The organism is Ideonella sp., from assembly GCF_041914305.1.
Taxonomy (GTDB): Bacteria; Pseudomonadota; Gammaproteobacteria; order Burkholderiales; family Burkholderiaceae_C; genus Ideonella.
In genome coordinates, this window is sequence record NZ_JAYSDQ010000005.1 from 165,174 (window position 1) to 183,445 (window position 18,272).

General features: G+C 68.4%; 15 protein-coding genes. 7 read left to right on the top strand and 8 right to left on the bottom strand.

Annotated features, from left to right (window positions below):
* Positions 1-16: 16 nt before the first annotated feature.
* From ACE3SG_RS08690 to ACE3SG_RS08700, 3 genes are all read right to left on the bottom strand, one after another.
* Positions 17-1,528: a tripartite tricarboxylate transporter permease gene (locus ACE3SG_RS08690; protein ID WP_374564175.1), complete on the bottom strand. Its 1,512-nt coding sequence runs from the start codon at positions 1,526-1,528 to the stop codon at positions 17-19.
* Positions 1,529-1,604: 76 nt separating this feature from the next.
* Complete coding sequence (locus tag ACE3SG_RS08695) at positions 1,605-2,111, bottom strand: tripartite tricarboxylate transporter TctB family protein (protein ID WP_374564177.1); 507 nt, start codon at positions 2,109-2,111, stop codon at positions 1,605-1,607.
* A gap of 82 nt (positions 2,112-2,193) precedes the next feature.
* Positions 2,194-3,156 carry a Bug family tripartite tricarboxylate transporter substrate binding protein gene (locus ACE3SG_RS08700; protein WP_374564179.1) on the bottom strand — a complete coding sequence of 321 codons (963 nt, stop codon included), beginning with the start codon at positions 3,154-3,156 and terminating at the stop codon, positions 2,194-2,196.
* A gap of 150 nt (positions 3,157-3,306) precedes the next feature.
* Between ACE3SG_RS08700 and ACE3SG_RS08705 the strand changes: the two genes are divergently transcribed.
* From ACE3SG_RS08705 to ACE3SG_RS08735, 7 genes are all read left to right on the top strand, one after another.
* Positions 3,307-3,993, top strand: coding sequence for a response regulator transcription factor (locus ACE3SG_RS08705; protein WP_374564181.1), 687 nt, complete (start codon positions 3,307-3,309; stop codon positions 3,991-3,993).
* Positions 3,990-5,408: a sensor histidine kinase gene (locus ACE3SG_RS08710; RefSeq protein ID WP_374564183.1), complete on the top strand. Its 1,419-nt coding sequence runs from the start codon at positions 3,990-3,992 to the stop codon at positions 5,406-5,408. Before ACE3SG_RS08705 ends, ACE3SG_RS08710 begins: the two co-directional genes overlap by 4 nt.
* A gap of 15 nt (positions 5,409-5,423) precedes the next feature.
* Positions 5,424-5,846 carry an RNA-binding S4 domain-containing protein gene (locus tag ACE3SG_RS08715; protein WP_374564184.1) on the top strand — a complete coding sequence of 141 codons (423 nt, stop codon included), beginning with the start codon at positions 5,424-5,426 and terminating at the stop codon, positions 5,844-5,846.
* A 133-nt stretch (positions 5,847-5,979) separates the two neighbouring features.
* Positions 5,980-6,525, top strand: a complete 546-nt coding sequence (gene grpE / locus ACE3SG_RS08720) for a nucleotide exchange factor GrpE (RefSeq protein WP_374564186.1) — start codon at positions 5,980-5,982, stop codon at positions 6,523-6,525.
* Between the two features lie 99 nt (positions 6,526-6,624).
* A complete protein-coding gene (dnaK, locus tag ACE3SG_RS08725; protein WP_374564187.1) occupies positions 6,625-8,574 on the top strand; it encodes a molecular chaperone DnaK in 1,950 nt (649 codons plus the stop codon).
* A 114-nt stretch (positions 8,575-8,688) separates the two neighbouring features.
* A complete protein-coding gene (gene dnaJ, locus ACE3SG_RS08730; RefSeq protein ID WP_374564189.1) occupies positions 8,689-9,852 on the top strand; it encodes a molecular chaperone DnaJ in 1,164 nt (387 codons plus the stop codon).
* A gap of 137 nt (positions 9,853-9,989) precedes the next feature.
* Positions 9,990-11,798, top strand: a complete 1,809-nt coding sequence (locus tag ACE3SG_RS08735) for a response regulator (RefSeq protein ID WP_374564191.1) — start codon at positions 9,990-9,992, stop codon at positions 11,796-11,798.
* 10 nt (positions 11,799-11,808) lie between these two features.
* Here ACE3SG_RS08735 and ACE3SG_RS08740 read toward each other — a convergent pair whose 3' ends face one another.
* From ACE3SG_RS08740 to rpsR, 5 genes are all read right to left on the bottom strand, one after another.
* Entirely contained in the window at positions 11,809-13,023 is a 1,215-nt protein-coding gene (locus ACE3SG_RS08740; protein WP_374564193.1) for a PA0069 family radical SAM protein, read from the bottom strand.
* 52 nt (positions 13,024-13,075) lie between these two features.
* Positions 13,076-15,847 carry an ATP-binding protein gene (locus ACE3SG_RS08745; RefSeq protein WP_374564194.1) on the bottom strand — a complete coding sequence of 924 codons (2,772 nt, stop codon included), beginning with the start codon at positions 15,845-15,847 and terminating at the stop codon, positions 13,076-13,078.
* 64 nt (positions 15,848-15,911) lie between these two features.
* Complete coding sequence (gene dnaB, locus ACE3SG_RS08750; RefSeq protein ID WP_374564196.1) at positions 15,912-17,330, bottom strand: replicative DNA helicase; 1,419 nt, start codon at positions 17,328-17,330, stop codon at positions 15,912-15,914.
* Between the two features lie 192 nt (positions 17,331-17,522).
* Entirely contained in the window at positions 17,523-17,975 is a 453-nt protein-coding gene (gene rplI / locus ACE3SG_RS08755; RefSeq protein WP_374564198.1) for a 50S ribosomal protein L9, read from the bottom strand.
* Between the two features lie 12 nt (positions 17,976-17,987).
* On the bottom strand, positions 17,988-18,272 hold the full coding sequence (gene rpsR / locus ACE3SG_RS08760) for a 30S ribosomal protein S18 (RefSeq protein WP_329717109.1): 285 nt from the start codon (positions 18,270-18,272) through the stop codon (positions 17,988-17,990).

Consider the following 18,272-nt stretch of genomic DNA (forward strand, 5'->3'; position numbering starts at 1 on the left):
GGCGGCCCTGGGATCGTCAAGCGCGGACGACCGCGTCTGGCTCGTGCTGAGGCTTGAGCCAGCGCACCAGGCGCGGCAGGACCAGCACGCCGACCACGATGATCATCAGCGTCAGCGACATCGGCCGCTGCAGGAAGATCGACCAGTGGCCCTCGCCGATCGACAGCGCGTTGCGCATCTGCGCCTCGGCCAGCGGCCCGAGGATCATGCCGACGACCACCGGCGCAGTCGGGAAGTCGTAACGCCGCATCGCCACGCCGAGCAGGCCGATCGCGTACAGCAGCACCAGGTCGAACGCCGACTGCCGCATGCCGTAGACGCCCACCGTGGCGAAGATCAGGATGCCGGCGTACAGCGGCGCCTTCGGCACCTTCAGCAGCTTGACCCACAGCCCCACCAGCGGCAGGTTCAGCACCAGCAGCATCACGTTGCCGATGTACAGCGACGCGATCAACGCCCACACCAGCGGCCCGTTGGTGTCGAACAGCTGCGGCCCGGGCTGGATGCCGTAGTTCTGGAACGCGCCGAGCAGGATCGCCGTGGTGTTCGAGGTCGGGATGCCCAGCGTCAGCAGCGGCATCAGCGTGGCCGTGATGGCCGCGTTGTTGGCGGCTTCGGGCCCGGCCACACCTTCGATCGCGCCGGTGGTGCCGAACTCTTCCTTGTGGTCAGACAGCTTCTTCTCGGTGGCGTAGCTCAGAAAGGTCGGGATCTCGCTGCCGCCGGCCGGGATGGTGCCGAACGGTATGCCGATGAACGTGGCGCGGAGCCACGCCGGCCAAGAGCGCTTCCAGTCGCTGCGGCTCATGTGCACGCGGCTCATCCTGTTCTGCGTGTCAACCGTCTTGCCTTCGTACAGCACGTTGTACAAGGCCTCGCCCACCGCGAACAGGCCGACCGCGATCAGCACCACCTCCACGCCGTCCATCAGCTCGGGCACGCCGCCGGTGAAGCGCGCCACACCCGAGATCTGGTCGATGCCGACCAGCCCCATCGCCAGGCCAATGGCCAGCGCGGTCAGGCCGCGCAGCGTGCTCTGCCCCAGCACCGCGGAGACGGTGGTGAAGGCCAGCAGCATCAGCATGAAGTACTCGGGCGGGCCCAGCTTGACCGCGTAGTTCGCGACCAGCGGCGAGCAGAAGGTGACCACCACCGTGGCGATGGTGCCGGCGACGAACGAGCCGATCGCGGCCGTGGCCAGCGCGGCACCGGCGCGGCCGCTCTTGGCCATCTTGTTGCCCTCCATCGCGGTCACCATCGAGCCCGATTCGCCCGGTGTGTTCAGCAAGATGGAGGTCGTCGAGCCGCCGTACATCGCACCGTAGTAGATGCCGGCAAAGAAGATCATCGACGCCGTCGGCTCGACCTTCAGCGTGATCGGCAACAGCATCGCCACCGCGGTGGCTGGGCCGATGCCCGGCAGCACACCGACTGCCGTGCCGATGATGCAGCCGAGCAGCGCCCAGAGCAGGTTGATCGGGGTGCCTGCCGTGGCGAAGCCGTGCAGCAGCTGGTTCAAAATTTCCATGAGTACCGCCGGGCCGTTCCCAAGGTTCGCAGCACCCCCTCGGGGAGCTGCGAACGCTGTGAGCTTGGGGGTTTCATTAAAGCCATCCGGTCGAGGTGAGACCGGGCAGGCCGATGGAGAGCAACTGGGTGAACATCCAGAAGACAGGGGCCGAGATCGCCAGGCCGACCAGCGCGTCGAGCGCCAGCGCCCGCAGCCGGATGCCGCGCTCACCCTCGGCCTCCTTGAAGCCGCGCGCGGCCAGCACGAAGCACAAGGTGCAGCTGAGGATGAAGCCAATCGTCGTGATCAGCGCGGCATTCGCCAGGATGCCGGCGCTGACCCATGCGAAGCCGCGCCAGTCGCCACGGTCAGCGCCCGAGGGCTCTTCCATGTTGCGAAAGCCGCCGCTCGCGGCCTCCCAGACCAGCCACACGCCGCAGACGCACAGCATCGCCCCCACCACCAGCGGCAGGAAGTTCGGCCCGACGCCGGCATAGCCCGCGTCGGAAGAGAGCTGGAAGGCCCCCCAGACGAACCCGATGCCGGCCAGCAGCGTGCCGGCACCGAGTGCCATCTGCGGCGCTGCCTGCGGCGCCTTCATGCCGGCCCCCACGCCAGGCCGGCGCGCAGCGCCCGGCCCGTCGGTTCGCCCTGCGCAGGGCGGTGCGCTGACGTGGCCATCGTCAGATCATCCCGGCCTTGACCATGATCGCGCGCAGGCCCGCGAACTCGTCGTCGACGAACTTCTCGAACTCCGGGCCGACCATCAGCGCCGAAGTCCAGCCGTTCTTCTCCAGCGACTCGGCCCAGGCCTTGCTCTTGGTGGCCTTGACGATCATCTCGGTCAGCGCCTTGCGCTGGTCCGGCGTGATGCCGCCCGCGCCGTAGACCCCGCGCCAGTTGCCGATCACGACGTTGATGCCCTGCTCTTTCAGCGTCGGCACGTTGATGCCCTTCAGGCGCGTGTCTGACGTGACGCCGATCGCGCGCATCTTGCCGGCCTCGATGTAGCTCTGGAACTCGCTGTAGCCGCTGCCGCCGATGGTCACGTTGCCGCCCAGGATGGCTGCGGTGGCCTCGCCGCCCCCACGGAACGGCACGTAGTTGATCTTGGCCGCATCCACGCCCACCTCGCGGGCGATCATCGCCGCGGCCACGTGCTCGGTCGAGCCGCGCGAACCGCCGCCCCACTTGACGCTGCCCGGGTCTTTCTTCATCTGCTCGACCACGTCCTTCATGGTCTTGAAGGGTGAATCGGCCGGCAGCACGAAGACGTTGTATTCGCTGGTCAGGCGCGCGATCGGCGTGGCCTGCGACAGGCTCACCGGCGGCTTGCCGGTGATGATGCCGCCCAGCATCACCGCGCCCATCACCATCACCGCGTTCGGGTCGCCCTTGCTGGCGTTGGCGAACTGCGCCAGGCCCAGCGCGCCGGCCGCGCCGCCCTTGTTGTCGTAGCTGACCGTGGCCGCGGCGCCGGACTCTTGCAGCGCCTTGCCCAGCGCGCGGCCGGTGGTGTCCCAGCCGCCGCCGGGGTTGGCCGGGATCATCATCTTCAGGTTGGCACCCGCGGCCAGTGCCTGCAGCGGCAGGCCCGAGCCGGCGGCCAGGGCAGCGAGTGACTTCAGGAAGGTGTCTCGGCGCATCGCAGTCTCCTTGGAGGTTCGTTTGGGGACACTGGCATGCTCGCCAATGGGGCTGTCATCCGGCTGTCGATCCGGCTAGGGAAACCCCGGATCCGCCGCCAACAGGCGAAGCGCGAATGCAGGGGCAAACGGGGTGCTAAGGTGGCTGCGGTGAAAGTCCTGCTGATCGAAGACGACCCCACGCTGCAAGCCACGCTGCAGCGCACGCTCGAACGCCGCGGCATGCGCGTGGTCACCTGTGGCGACGGCGCCCGCGCGCTGGAGCGCTGGCAAGCCGCCGTGCCCGACGTGGTGCTGCTGGACCTGAGCCTGCCCGGCCTCGACGGCCTGAAGGTGCTCGAACGCGCCCGCGCCGAAGGGCTGACGACACCGGTCATCGTGCTCACCGCGCGCGGCACCATCGGCGACCGCATCATCGGCCTGAACACCGGTGCCGACGACTACCTGCCCAAGCCCTTCGACCTGGACGAGCTGGACGCGCGCATCCGCGCCCTCACCCGCCGCCAGGCGCAGGCCGGCCACAGCGCGCCGACGCTCGTCGCGCCCGAGTTCGCCGGCCTGCGCAGCGACCCCGACAGCGGCGCGGTCTACTTTCGCGGCGAGGCGCTGGAGCTGGCGCCGCGCGAGGCCACGCTGCTGCGCACGCTGCTGCAGCGCCCCGGCCATGCCCAGGCGAAGGAGCGCCTGTTCGAAGCCGTCTTCCCGGGCCACCCCGAGGTGCAGCTCGAAGCCATCGAAGTCGTGGCCTACCGGCTGCGCAAGCGGCTTGCCCCGACGGGCGTGCAGCTGGTGACGCTGCGCGGGCTGGGCTACCTGCTGAAGGCCCCTGCCGAATGAAACGCTGGTGGGCCCGGCGCTCGCTGCGCGACCGGCTGATGCTGGGCATCTTGCTGCCGGTGCTGGGCTTCATCGCCATCAACACCGGGGTGCTGTACCGCCAGGCGCTGCGCGCGGCAGACACCGCCTACGACCGCACGCTGCTGGCCACCGCCAAGTCGATCGGCGACCTGCTCGAGGTCACCATCGAGGGCGACAAGCCGCGCCTGAAGTCGACGCTGCTGTACTCGGCGCTGGAGCCCTTCGAGGCCGACAACCGCAGCCGCCTGTACTACCGGGTGACCGGCTTCGATGGTGAAACCGTCTCGGGCTTCGAAGCCCTGGCGCCCTGGCACGGCAAGCTGCCGCAGAAAGGCCCCTACGCCGCGCTGGTCGACTTCTACGACGACCGCTACCAGGGCACCCCGGTGCGCGTGGCGGTGCTGCTGCAACCGGTGACCTGGGCCACCGGCCAGGGCATGGCGACGATCCAGGTGGCCGAGACCTTGGAGCTGCGCGAAACGCTCGCCCGCAGCCTGCTGCTGGACACGCTGTGGCGCCAGGCGGTGATGCTGGTGCTGATTGCCGGCGTGGTGGTGTTCGTCGTGCAGCGCGCGACGCGCCCGGTGCGCGAGCTGAGCCTGCGCCTGCGCTCGCGCGCCGAGGGCGACCTGGCGCCGCTCGAAGACGACGGCGTGCCACGCGAACTGCAGCCGCTGGTGGCCGCCACCAACCACCTGATGGGCCGCCTGAGCCACCTGCTGGACCACCAGAAGCGCTTCGTGCGCGACGCCTCACACCAGCTGCGCACACCGCTGGCGGTGCTGAAGGCGCAGGTCCAATCGGCCCAGCGCGGTGACGTGGCGCCGCAGCAGGCCCTGAGCGAGATCGGCGACACGGTCGACCGCGCCACGCTGCTGGCCAACCAGATGCTCGCGCTGGCCAAGGTCGAGCAGATCCGCCAGCAGGCCGATGCCAAGGCGCTGGACTGGGCCGAGATCGTGCGCGCCGTCGCGCTCGACCTGTCGGCGCTGATCGTCGAGCACCAGCTCGACTTCGACATCGAGACGCAAGCCGCCCCGGTGCACGCCCACGAATGGGCGCTGCGCGAACTGTCGCGCAACCTGATCCACAACGCGATCAAGCACGGCCCGGTCGGTGGCCGGCTGTCCATCCACCTGCTGGCCGACCGCCACCACGCGGCACTGACCGTGTCCGACAGCGGCGCCGGCATCAGCGCCGAGCAGCGCCAACGCCTGTTCCAGCCCTTTGCGGCCGGCAGCGCGCGCAGCGGCTCGGGCCTCGGGCTGGCGATCTGCCATGAGATCGTTACCACGCTGGGTGGCCAAATCGAGCTGGAGAACCGGGTCAACCACGGCACGGTGGAAGGCCTGGACGCCACCGTGCGCTTGCCGCTGGCAAGGGCCGCGCGTTGAGAGAAAATCCCGCCCGTGAAGGAACCCAAGCTCAGCGCAGCGCCGGTCCGGCTGGACAAATGGCTCTGGGCGGCGCGCTTCTACAAGACCCGCGCCCTGGCCGTCGAGGCGATCGGCAAGAACCGTGTCGACGTCAACGGCCAACCCGCCAAACCCTCGCGCGACGTGCGCGTGGGCGATGCGCTGACCGTGCGCGAGCCGGGCCTGCCGCCACGCACGGTCGAGGTGCTGGGCCTGAGCGAACTGCGCGGCCCGGCCCCGATCGCCCAGCAGCTGTATGCCGAGACGGCCGCCAGCCTGGCTGCGCGCGAGGCGGCCCGCGAGGCGCGGCGCCAGGGCGTGGAGCCGGCCCAGACGATCGAGCACGGGCGGCCCACCAAGCGTGACCGGCGCCAACTGGCCGACTGGGACCGCTGGAGCGCCTCGGCCGACGAGTGACGCCGCCGTGCCCACGGGCACAGCATATGCCGCCATTTTTTGTGACCGCGGCGGGCAGAAACCCTCTTGAACCCGGGGAAAGCGGCCCCAAATGGCCGCAGAACCCGAAAACTGACCTCTGACGAACTTCGACATGAGCAGCCAAGAACCGAACCTCGAGACCCCCCACTCCATGGCCGACGCTCCCGACACCCCAACCCCCGCGGCCGCCCCCGACGCCGGCGACCTGGCGGCCCAACTGGCCCTGGCCCAGGCCCAGCTGGCCGAAGCCCAGGACGGCCACCTGCGCGCCAAGGCCGAGGCCGAGAACGTGCGCCGCCGGTCTGAAGAAGAGATCAGCAAGGCACGCAAGTACGCCGTCGAATCGTTCGCCGACAGCCTGCTGCCGGTGCGAGACAGCCTCGAAGCGGCGATCGCCATGCCCGACGCGCCGCTCGAGAAAGTGCTCGAAGGCGTGCACGCCACATTGCGCCAGCTGAGCGCCGCGCTCGAGCGCAACAAGGTGCTGCAGATCAACCCGCCCGCCGGCACCAAGTTCGACCCGCACCAGCACCAGGCCATCAGCATGGTGCCCGCCGAGCAGGACGCGAACACCGTGGTCGCCGTGCTGCAAAAAGGCTACCTGATCACCGACCGGGTGCTGCGCCCGGCGCTGGTCACCGTGGCCGCCCCGAAGTAAGCACCCCGAGGCGGTTTTTCACAGGCCCCGGCCCTTGAAGACGCCTGAGTTATCCACAAATCCAGAACAACACGCCCTAACGCATCAGGAGCACGAATCATGGGAAAGATCATCGGCATTGACCTCGGCACGACCAACTCGTGTGTCTCCGTCATGGAAGGCAACACCACGCGAGTGATCGAGAACTCGGAAGGCGCCCGCACGACGCCTTCGATCGTCGCCTACCAGGAAGACGGCGAAGTGCTGGTCGGCGCAGCCGCCAAGCGCCAGGCCGTGACCAACCCGCGCAACACGATCTACGCCGTCAAGCGCCTGATCGGCCGCAAGTTCACCGAGAAGGAAGTGCAGAAGGACATCGACCTGATGCCCTACTCGATCGTCGCGGCCGACAACGGCGACGCCTGGGTCGAAGTGCGCGGCAAGAAACTCGCGCCGCCCCAGGTCAGCGCCGAGATCCTGCGCAAGATGAAGAAGACCGCCGAGGACTACCTCGGTGAAGAGGTGACCGAAGCCGTGATCACGGTGCCGGCCTACTTCAACGACAGCCAGCGCCAGGCCACCAAGGACGCCGGCCGCATCGCCGGCCTGGACGTCAAGCGCATCATCAACGAGCCCACCGCCGCGGCCCTGGCCTTCGGCCTGGACAAGCACGGCAAGGGTGACCGCAAGATCGCCGTGTTCGACTTGGGCGGCGGCACCTTCGACATCTCGATCATCGAGATCGCCGATGTCGATGGCGAAAAGCAGTTCGAAGTGCTGTCGACCAACGGCGACACCTTCTTGGGCGGCGAAGACTTCGACCAGCGCATCATCGACTACATCGTCACCGAGTTCAAAAAGGAACAAGGCGTCGACCTGACGAAGGACGTGCTGGCCCTGCAGCGCCTGAAGGAAGCCGCCGAGAAGGCCAAGATCGAGCTGTCCAACAGCACCCAGACCGACGTCAACCTGCCCTACATCACGGCCGACGCGTCGGGCCCGAAGCACCTGAACATCAAGCTGACCCGCGCCAAGCTGGAAAGCCTGGTCGACGAGTTGATCGAGCGCACGATCGAGCCCTGCCGCATCGCGGTGAAAGACGCCGGCGTCAAGCTGGCCGACATCGACGACGTGATCCTGGTCGGCGGCATGACCCGCATGCCCAAGGTGCAGGAGAAGGTCAAGGAGTTCTTCGGCAAGGAGCCGCGCAAGGACGTCAACCCTGACGAAGCCGTCGCCGTGGGCGCGGCCGTGCAAGGCCAGGTGCTGGGCGGCGAGCGCAAGGACGTGCTGCTGCTCGACGTCACCCCGCTGAGCCTGGGCATCGAGACCCTGGGCGGCGTGATGACCAAGATGATCAAGAAGAACACGACCATCCCGACCAAGTTCGCGCAGACCTTCTCGACCGCCGACGACAACCAGCCGGCCGTGACGATCAAGGTCTACCAGGGCGAGCGCGAGATGGCCTCGGGCAACAAGAGCCTGGGCGAGTTCAACCTCGAGGGCATCCCGCCGGCGCCGCGAGGCCTGCCGCAGATCGAGGTGACCTTCGACATCGACGCCAACGGCATCCTGCACGTAAGCGCGAAGGACAAGGGCACCGGCAAGGAAAACAAGATCACCATCAAGGCGAACTCGGGCCTGTCCGAGGACGAGATCGAGAAGATGGTGAAGGACGCCGAGCTGAACGCGGCCGAAGACGCGAAGAAGCTCGAGCTGGTGCAGGCCCGCAACCAGGCCGACGCGATGATCCACTCGGTCAAGAAGAGCCTGGCCGAGCATGGCGAGAAGCTGGACGCTGGCGAGAAGGAGAAGATCGAGTCCGCGCTGAAGGACGCCGAGGAAGCGCTGAAGAGCGACGACAAGGCCACCATCGACGCCAAGACCGAAGCCCTGATGACCGCCAGCCAGAAGCTGGGCGAAAAGATGTACGCCGACCAGCAGGCGGCCCAGGCCGCGGCAGGTGCAGCGGCCGGTGGCGGCGAGCATGCCGAGCACGCCCAAGCCCAGGCCAAGCCGGCCGACGACGACAACGTGGTCGACGCGGAGTTCAAGGAAGTCAAGAAGTGATAAACCGTCGGGCCCGGTCGGCCCGACGTTTTATCTCGCCGCGTTCGAACGGCAGGCCACACGCCTGCCGCTCAACGCGGCGGTTTCGCTTGAGCACCCTCGTTGGATCCATTCATGGCAAAGCGTGACTATTACGAAATCCTGGGCGTCGCCAAGAACGCCTCGGACGACGACATCAAGAAGGCCTACCGCAAGCTGGCCATGAAGCATCACCCTGACCGCAACCAGGGTGACGAGGCCAAGGCCGCGGAAGAGAAGTTCAAGGAGGCCAAAGAGGCCTACGAGATGCTCTCGGACCCGCAAAAGCGCGCGGCCTACGACCAATACGGCCATGCCGGCGTCGACCCGAATGCCGGCGGGTTCCGCGGCGGGCCGGGGGCTGAAGGCTTCGGCGGCTTCGCCGAGGCCTTTGGCGACATCTTCGGCGACATCTTCGGTGGCCAGGGCGGCGGCGGTGGCCGGCGCGGCGGCGGTGGCGGCGGTGGGCAAAAGGTCTACCGCGGCAACGACCTGTCGTACGCGATGGAGATCACGCTCGAAGAAGCCGCGCTCGGCAAGGACAGCCAGATCCGCATCCCCAGCTGGGAGCATTGCGAGACCTGCAACGGCACCGGCGCCAAGCCCGGCACCAAGGCCAAGACCTGCAGCACCTGCAACGGCGCCGGCACGGTGCACATGCGCCAGGGCTTCTTCAGCATCCAGCAGACCTGCCCGCACTGCCACGGCACCGGCAAGATCATTCCCGAGCCCTGCACGGTGTGTGATGGCGCGGGCAAGACCAAGAAGCAGAAGACGCTGGAGGTCAAGATCCCTGCCGGCATCAACGAAGGCATGCGCATCCGCTCGGCCGGCAACGGCGAGCCGGGCACCAACGGCGGCCCGCCGGGCGACCTGTACATCGAGATCCGGATCAAGCAGCACGACATCTTCGAGCGCGACGGCGACGACCTGCACTGCACCGTGCCGGTCAGCCTGACCACGGCCGCGCTGGGCGGCGCCATCGAGGTGCCGACGCTGGGCGGCAAGGCCGAGATCGAGCTGCCCGAGGGCACCCAGCACGGCAAGACCTTCCGCCTGCGCGGCAAGGGCATCAAGGGCATCCGCTCCAGCTACCCGGGCGATCTGTACTGCCACGTCACCGTGGAAACGCCGGTCAAGCTGACCGAGCACCAGCGCAAATTGCTCAAGGAGCTGGACGAGTCGCTGAAGAAAGGCGGCGAGCGCCACTCGCCGAACGCCAAGAGCTGGACCGACCGGGTGAAGGATCTGTTCAAGTAGTGCGGCCGGCGGCCGATATGCTCAGACAAGGCCAAGGGGATCCTCCCGCGGCCGCCTCCGTCTGGCTTCTGCCGCATGCCCCACAGCTTGTTCCACACCCCTGCTGAAGTCACCGCAGCGCGTCCAGGAGACGGGCGGTGACCCGCGCCGACCACGATTTCAGCAGCTGCAAGGCGCTCATCATCGATGGTCATCCGACCTCGCGCAGCATCCTGGCGTCGCAGCTGCGCGACCTCGGCGTGGGCACGGTCATCCAATGCAATCGCATTGCCGATGCCCGCAAGCAGCTGGAGGCGCGCGAATTCGACCTGGTGCTGTGCGAGCAGCACTTCCAGGACGGCAATTCGTCCGGCCAGTCGCTGCTGGACGATCTTCGCCGCGCGCAGCTGCTGCCGTTTTCCACCGTCTTCGTGATGGTGACGGGCGAGGCCAGCTACACGGCCGTCGCCGAAGCCGCCGAATCGGCGCTCGACAGCTACCTGCTCAAGCCCTTTGCCGCTGCGTCGCTGGCCGACCGCCTGCTGCAGGCGCGCAAGCGCAAGCGGGTGCTGCGCGACATCTTCGTGGCGATCGAGTCGGGTGACTTCGACCAGGCGGCGCGGCTGTGCCTGGTGCGCTTTCAGGCCAAGGCGCCGTACTGGCTGTACGCCGCGCGCATCGGCGCCGAGCTGTTGCTGCGGATCGGCCAGCACGACGCGGCGCAGAAGCTCTTCCAGGCCGTCATCGACGCCCAGGCCCTGCCCTGGGCCCGGCTGGGCATCGCACGCTCGCAGCTCGAAGGCGGCAAGGTGCAGCAGGCCCGCCGCACGCTGGAGGTGCTGATCGCCGACGACCCCAGCCATGCCGATGCCTACGACGTGATGGGCCGCGTGCATGTGGAGCAAGGCGCGTTGACCGAGGCGCTGGAAACCTACCGCATGGCCACCCAGCTGACGCCCGGCTCGATCGAGCGGCTGCAGCGCCAGGGCATGCTGGCCTTCTACTGCGGCGAACAGGCCGAGGCGCGGCGGGCGCTGGAGCGCGCCGCCAGCATCGGCATCACGTCGAAGATGTTCGACCTGCAATCGATGGTGCTGCTGGCCTTCGCGCGCTTTCGCGACAAGGACGGCAAGGGCCTGCAGCGCTGCGCAGAAAACGTGCGCCACGTGCTCGAGAAGAACCCGCAAAGCTCGCGCCTGCGCCGCTTTGCCACGCTGATCGGCACCTTGTGCCTGATGCAGAACCGCCAGCTGGCCCGCGTGCTCGAAGAGCTGCGCGAGCTGGCGCGCGAGATCAGGCAGCCGGGCTTCGACATCGAAGCCGCGCTGAACATGGCCACCTTGATGTCTGAGCTGGCCGCCGCCGAGTTGCAGCTGGACGCGGCCAACGAGTGGATCGAAACCATCGCGATGCGCTTTTGCGTGTCGAAGAGCCTGTCCGAGCTGCTGGCCAAGGCCTGCGGCGTCTACCCGCCCTACGCCGAGCAGGTGCGCGCCGCCCACGCCAAGGTGCTGGCGCTGGCCGAGGCGGCGATGAACCACAGCCTGAACGGCGAGCCTCGGGCCGCCGCCATGGCCTTGCTCAGCCACGGCAGCAAGACGCTGAACACCAAGCTGATCGACATGGCGCGCATGGTGCTGCAACGCCACGCCGAGAAGATCCCCGACGCCGGCGCGCTGCAGGCCCAGGCCGACGAGCTGTATGCCAAGCTGGCCTCGGCCACGATGCCCGGCGTGGGCGGCGGTGCGGGCCGCCAATCGGGCGGGCTGGCCCTGCGCGCCACGGCCGCGCCCGCGGCGCCCACGGCCGAACCCACGCCGCCCGCCGCCCCTGCGGGCGACGCCGCCCCGAGCAGCCCGGGCGGCCCGGCAAGTGCGGACCCAGCCGACCTGGCCGACCTCGCCGAGGCCGGCGCGGCCGAGCAGCCAGCCGCCGCGCTGGCCATCGAGCCCAGCAACGCCGCCTGACCTGCAGTCGCTAGAACAGGCTTTGCTGTGCCGGCGGTTCGGCTGGCGGCGCGCTCGCAGGCTTGGCCGGCTTCTTCGCCTTGGCAGTGCGCACGAAGCGCGTCATGTCCAGCGCAGCCCGGTTGTTGAGCAGGCCCAGCCGCGAAGCCGCCTTGTCGAAACGTTGGCGGATCAACTCGGCCCACAGGCCCTGGCCTGACATGCGGCTGCCGAAGCGCGCGTCGTAGTCTTTGCCGCCGCGCATGTCGCGGATGCGCGCCATCACGCGCTTGGCACGCTCGGGAAAGTGCGCCTGGAGCCACTGCTGGAACAGCGGGTTCACCTCCCACGGCAGGCGGATCACGATGCTGAAGGCGCTGGTGGCCCCGGCCTGCGCGGCCGCCTCGAGGATGCGCTCGAGCTCGGGCTCGTTGATGAACGGGATCATCGGCGACGCGCTCACGCCCACCGGAATGCCCGCCTTGGCCAGGCGCTCGATGGTCTTCAAACGCCGCTCGGGCTGGGCCGCCCGCGGCTCGAGGATGCGGGCCAGCCCGCCGTCCAGCGTGGTCAGCGAGATGTAGGCGGCGGCCATGTGCTCGGCGGCCATCGGCGCGATCAGGTCGATGTCGCGCTCGATGCCCGACGACTTGGTGATGACCGAAAACGGGTGCTTGAATTCGCTCAGCACCTCGATCACCGAGCGGGTGATGCCGAGCTTGCGCTCGGCCGGCTGGTAGGCGTCGGTCGCGGAGCCGATGTTCAGCAGCATCGGCTCGTAGCCGGGGCTTTGCAGCGTGGCGCGCACACGCTCGGCCGCATTGACCTTGGCAAAGATCTTGGTCTCGAAATCGAGCCCAGGCGACAGGTTGAAGTAGCTGTGCGTCGGCCGCGCGAAGCAGTAGATGCAGCCGTGCTCGCAGCCGCGGTAGGGGTTGATCGACAGGTCGAAGCTGATGTCCGGCGAGTCGTTGCCGGTCAGGATGCTCTTGACGCGCTGCTCGATGATTTCGGTGGTTTGCGGCAGCCTTTCCTCGGCGGCGTCCTGGTCGAGCGTGCCCCAGCCATCGTCGAAGCGCTCGTGGTGGTCTTTGGTGAACCGGTGCTCGATCGCCCAGGCCGTGCCGCGCCCCTTCACGGCCACCGGTTCGGCGGGCGATTTCCTGGCGGGCACGAAGACGACGGGCACCGCCTGGGTCGCCCGGTCGGCGCGGCTGGGTGGCGGGCTGGGGTGGCTGCTTGGCATACTGTAAATATATACAGTATCACCGCGGCAGCCAAGCCGGCGAGGCCACTTTTCAGTGCCAGCCCATTGCCGCCGATGACACCCCGTCCTGCGGCCGCGAAGGCAGCAGCCGGCGCAAATCAGCCAGCAGGTGCTCGACCTCGAACGGCTTGGTCCAGTAGTCGTTGGCGCCGGCGGCCCGCGCCTCGGCCACCTCTTCGGGCATCGCGCTGGCCGACAAGGCCACCACGGTGAAACCGCGCGTGGCCGGGTCGGCACGCAGGCGCCGCAAGACCTCGGCGCCGTCCAGGTCCGGCAGGTGCATGTCCAGCAGCACCACGTCGGGCCTCAGGGTGCGCGCCAGGTCGAGCCCGGTTCGGCCGTTTTCGGCCTGCACCACCCGCACGGCCGGCCAGCGCGCCAGCATCTGCTCGACCAGCAGCAGGTTGACCGGGTTGTCTTCGATGTACAGCACCACGCCGGTGGGTGCGCCGGTTGCCGCCGGCGCCGCGGTGGCGGCCTGTTGCGCGGCCATCGACAAGGCCTGCTGCGCGCTCGCCGCCGGCAGCCCCAGCCGCACCTGGGTGCCCTGGTCGGGCAGGCTCATCACCTCGAGCTGCCCGTGCATCAAGCGCACCAGCTGGCGCGTCAGCACCATGCCGATGCCGGTGCCCTCGACGGCGCCCCGCTCGCGCCCGAGGCGGTTGAAAGGCTCGTACAGATGCGCCAGCTGCTCGGCGCTCATGCCGATGCCGTTGTCCCGCACGCTGAGCCACAGCTGATCGGCGTCGCGAGCCAGCTCCACCCGCACCCAGCCGCCGGGGCGGTTGTACTTGACGGCGTTCGACATCAGGTTGATCAGCACCTGGCGCAACCGGATCGGGTCGGCCTCCACCCAGGCCGTGTCGATGCCGGGCGGCGCGGGGTCGATGCGCACCGCCTGCGCTTCGGCCAGGGGCGCCAGCATGCGGCAGGCGTCGGCCACCACCGGCCCCAGCAAGACGGCCTGTGTCGCCACCTTGAGCCGGCCCTCCTCGATGCGGGCGACGTCGAGCACGTCGTTGATCAATGCCAGCAGGTGTTGGCCGGCCTGGTGGATGTGGCCCAGTTGGGCCTGCTGGTCGGCGGCGAACCGCAAGTCGCCGCGCAGCAGCTGCGAGAAGCCGAGCACCGCGTTCAGCGGCGTGCGCAGCTCGTGGCTCATGCGCGAGAGGAACTCGGTCTTGGCACGGCTGGCCGCTTCGGCCTCTTGCTGGGCTCGGCGCGCCTGCTCGGCGGCGCGCAAGGCGGTCACGTCCAGGCTCATGGCCAGCAGGCAGGGTTCACCGAGGTAGTCGATGGGCTCGGCGCTGGTCAACACCTCGCGCAGCTGCCCTTGGACCCCCCTCACCTGCGCGGGCATCTGCTCGACCCGCCCGTCGCGTGCGAGCAGCGCATAGAAGCGCTCGCGGTCCTTGTCCACCAGCCCCACGCCCAGCTCGCGCATCGTGCGGCCGATCATGTCCGCGCGGGTCAGGCCATAGCGCTCGCTGGCGAAGTCGTTGATGTCGCGCACGTGGCCGCTGTCTCGCGCCAGGATGATGATCGACATCGGCGCCTTGTAGAACAGCTGGCGAAAGCGCACCAAGCCAGCCTCGACCTCGCGCTGCGCCGCCTGATGCGCCACGTTGCCGTCGATCGTGTCGAGCGCGAACGAAACGTCGCCGACCATCTCGACCAGCAACTGCACCAGCGGTGCGTCGAAGAAGCCCGGCTCCTCGGCGTACAGCACCAGCACCCCGGCCACGGCGCCACCGCGGCGCAGCGGAAAGGCCGCTGCCGAGCGGACGCCGTGGTGGCGCGCGCGCTCTTGCCACGGCGCGGTTCGCGGGTCGGTCGCCACGTGGTCACTGACCGCGGGCACGCCCCGGTCCATCGCCTCGCAGCTCAGCGAGATGCGCACCCGCGGCTCGGTCAGGTCGACCACGCTCGGCACGCCGGCGAACAGCTCGGCGGCCGGCCCGGCGCTGACCACCCGGCGGGCCCGGTCGCCGTCACGCAGCAGCACGCTGGCCAGCAAAGCGTGGCCGGTGTCGACACAGATGCGGCACAGGCCTTCGAGCAGCTTCTGCGCATCGCCCTCGCGCACGATCAGCTGGTTGGTCCGCGACAGGGCGCGGTGGAAGCGGCTGATCCGTGCGGTGCGGGCATCGGCCGCGCGCTTTTCGCGCAGATGGCGTGACAGCACCGACGCGGTGAGAAGGCCACCGGCCGTCAAGGCCAGCGCGACCAGCGCCCCGGCACTGATCAACGTGCGCCGGTAGGTGGCACGTGCGCTCTCGGACTCGACATGCGCGACCTCGGGCTGCACCGCGATCAAGCGGCCCAGCACCTCGATCACCGGGGCGATGGCCGGGAACATGTCGGTCGCCGCAAAACGCGCCAAGCCCGGTCGGTCCGACGTCAACAGCAGGCCCTTGGCCTGCTGCACGGCCAAGTCGGCGCGCTGCATCAGCGGGGTGGTTTCAGCGATCAGCTGAACCTCTTGCGCGACCAGGTAGGTCTGGCGATAGGCATGCCACTGCTGGTCGATGCGGGCCTGCGCCGCATCGATGCTGGCCAGCGCCTGCGAGGCCGGGATGGCGCCGTCGCGCGCACGCTCGACCGCCGCCACGATGCCCACGCCATAGGCTTCGGAAATCGCCGCCAGTTGCTGCAACGGCAACACGCGGTCACGGTAGACGGTATCGAGCGACGAGGCGGCCTGCCCCAGGCCACGCAACGCCAGTGCACCTGCCGTGCCCAGCAGGGCCACCAGCGCCAGCAGCAGCACTGCCAGCCGAGCTTGCAGGCTCCAGCCTTTCATGGCGAGCATCCTGCACCCAGCCGGCCCCTCACGGCAACCCGTGTGGGCCCGGCAGCGGCGGCGCTCAGTATTCCTGGTGCGTGTAGGCGTCGGGCGCCAGGTTGTCGAACTTGGTGTTCTGCTTCAGGAACGCCAGCTTCAAGGTGCCCACCGGGCCGTTACGCTGCTTGCCGATGATGATCTCGGCCACGCCCGGTTCTTTCGACTCTTTGTTGTAGTACTCGTCGCGGTAGATGAACATGATCACGTCCGCGTCCTGCTCGATGGCGCCCGATTCGCGCAGGTCGCTCATCATCGGCCGCTTGTCGGTTCGCGTTTCGACCGATCGGTTCAGCTGCGACAGCGCGATCACCGGGCAGTGCAGCTCCTTGGCCAGGGCTTTCAGGCCCCGCGAGATCTCGCTGATCTCGGTCGCGCGGTTTTCGCCGCTGGAGCTGTTGGTGCCGCTCATCAGCTGCAGGTAGTCGATGACGATCAGGCCGAGCTTGCCGCACTGGCGGGCCTGGCGGCGTGCGCGGGCACGCAACTCGGCCGGGTTCAGCGCCGGCGTTTCGTCGATGAAGATCGAGGCCTTGGACAGCTTGTCGACCGCCTCGGTCAGGCGGCCCCAGTCGTCGTCGCGCAGCCGCCCGGTGCGCAGGCCCGACTGGTCGATGCGCCCGAGCGAGCCGACCATCCGCAAGGCGAGCTGCGCCGCGCCCATTTCCATCGAGAAGATGACGACCGGCAAGCCCTCGTTCACGGCCACGCTCTCGGCGATGTTCAGCGCGAACGCGGTCTTGCCCATCGACGGCCGCGCGGCCAGGATGATCAGGTCGCCGCCCTGCAGGCCCGCGGTCATGCGGTCCATGTCGTAGAAGCCGGTGCGCACGCCGGTCACTTCCTCGGCGCCGTTCTCGGCCAGCTCGGTGACGCGGTCGATCAGTTGCATCACCAGCTGGTCCATGCTCTGGAAGCCCTGCTTGGTGCGCTGGCCTTCTTCGCCGATCTTGAAGATCTTGCCTTCGGCCTCGTCCAGGATCTGCGAGACCTGCCGCCCTTGCGGGTTGAAGGCCTGCGTCGCGATCTCGTCGCTCGCCGCGATCAGCTTGCGCAGGATCGCCCGCTCACGAACGATCTCGGCGTAGCGGCGCAGGTTGGCGGCGCTGGGCACGCTCTGCGCGAGCGCATTCAGGTAGGCCAGCCCACCGCACTCCTCGGCCTTGCCGAGCGACTGCAACTGCTCGAAGACGGTGATCACGTCGGCCGGCTTGGTCGCGTTGATCAGGCCGCCGACGGCACCGAAGATCAGCCGATGCTCATAACGGTAGAAATCGGTCTCGTTGAGCACGTCGGCGGCCCGGTCCCAGGCGCCGTTGTCCAGCAACAGGCCACCGAGCACGCTCTGCTCGGCTTCGATCGAGTGCGGCGGCACGCGCAGCTTCGCGACCTCTTCGTCGCGCGGGGCGGAGCGGGGGTCGTGCGATTCGAAGATCGTGGTCATCGGTCGATCCTATGAAGCAGAAGCCCGGCCGGGCTAGTAGGGGCATTCGATAGGGGCAGAAAACTCGTTTCTGGCACGCTGTGCGTAACCCTGTGCAAATCCCGTGCGCACGCCGCCTGAACCAGTGGATAACGTGCCGCCCAAATGAAAGAAGCCGGCAAAAGCCGGCCTCTGCTTCAGCGCGAACGCTGATCAGTCGGTCTCGCCAACCACCTTGACGGTGATCTCAACCACCACATCGGTGTGGGCGGCAACGCTGACCGGGAACTCGCCCACGGCCTTCAGCGGGCCGTTCGGCAGGCGAACCTGCGACTTGACGACCTGGAAGCCGGCCTTGATCAGCGCTTCGGCGATGTCACCGTTGGTGACCGAGCCGAACAGGCGGCCATCGACGCCAGCCTTCTGGCTGATCGTGACGGTCAGGCCAGCCAGCTTCTCGCCCACGGCGGTGGCAGCGGCCAGCTTGTCAGCAGCGACCTTTTCCAGTTCGGCACGGCGGGCTTCGAATTCCTTGATCGCGGCCTCGGTGGCGCGGCGGGCGCGCTTGGTCGGGATCAGGAAGTTGCGGGCGAAGCCGTCCTTGACCTTGACGATGTCGCCCAGGTTGCCCAGGTTGGCCACTTTGTCCAGCAGGATGATTTGCATGGTGGTGGCTCCTTAGACGCGGTGTTGGTCGCTGTACGGCAGCATGGCCAGGAAGCGCGAGCGCTTGATGGCGGTGGTCAGCTGGCGTTGGAAGAAAGCGCGCGTGCCGGTCAGGCGGGCCGGCGTGATCTTGCCGTTTTCGCCGATGAAATCACGCAGCAGGTCGACGTCCTTGTAGTCGATCGACTCGACGCCGGTGACGGTGAAGCGGCAGAACTTCTTGCGGCGGAACAGCAGCGATTGCTGGTTGCGCTTGGGACGACGGTCCTTGGAAAAGCGGCTCTTCGGTGGGGGCAT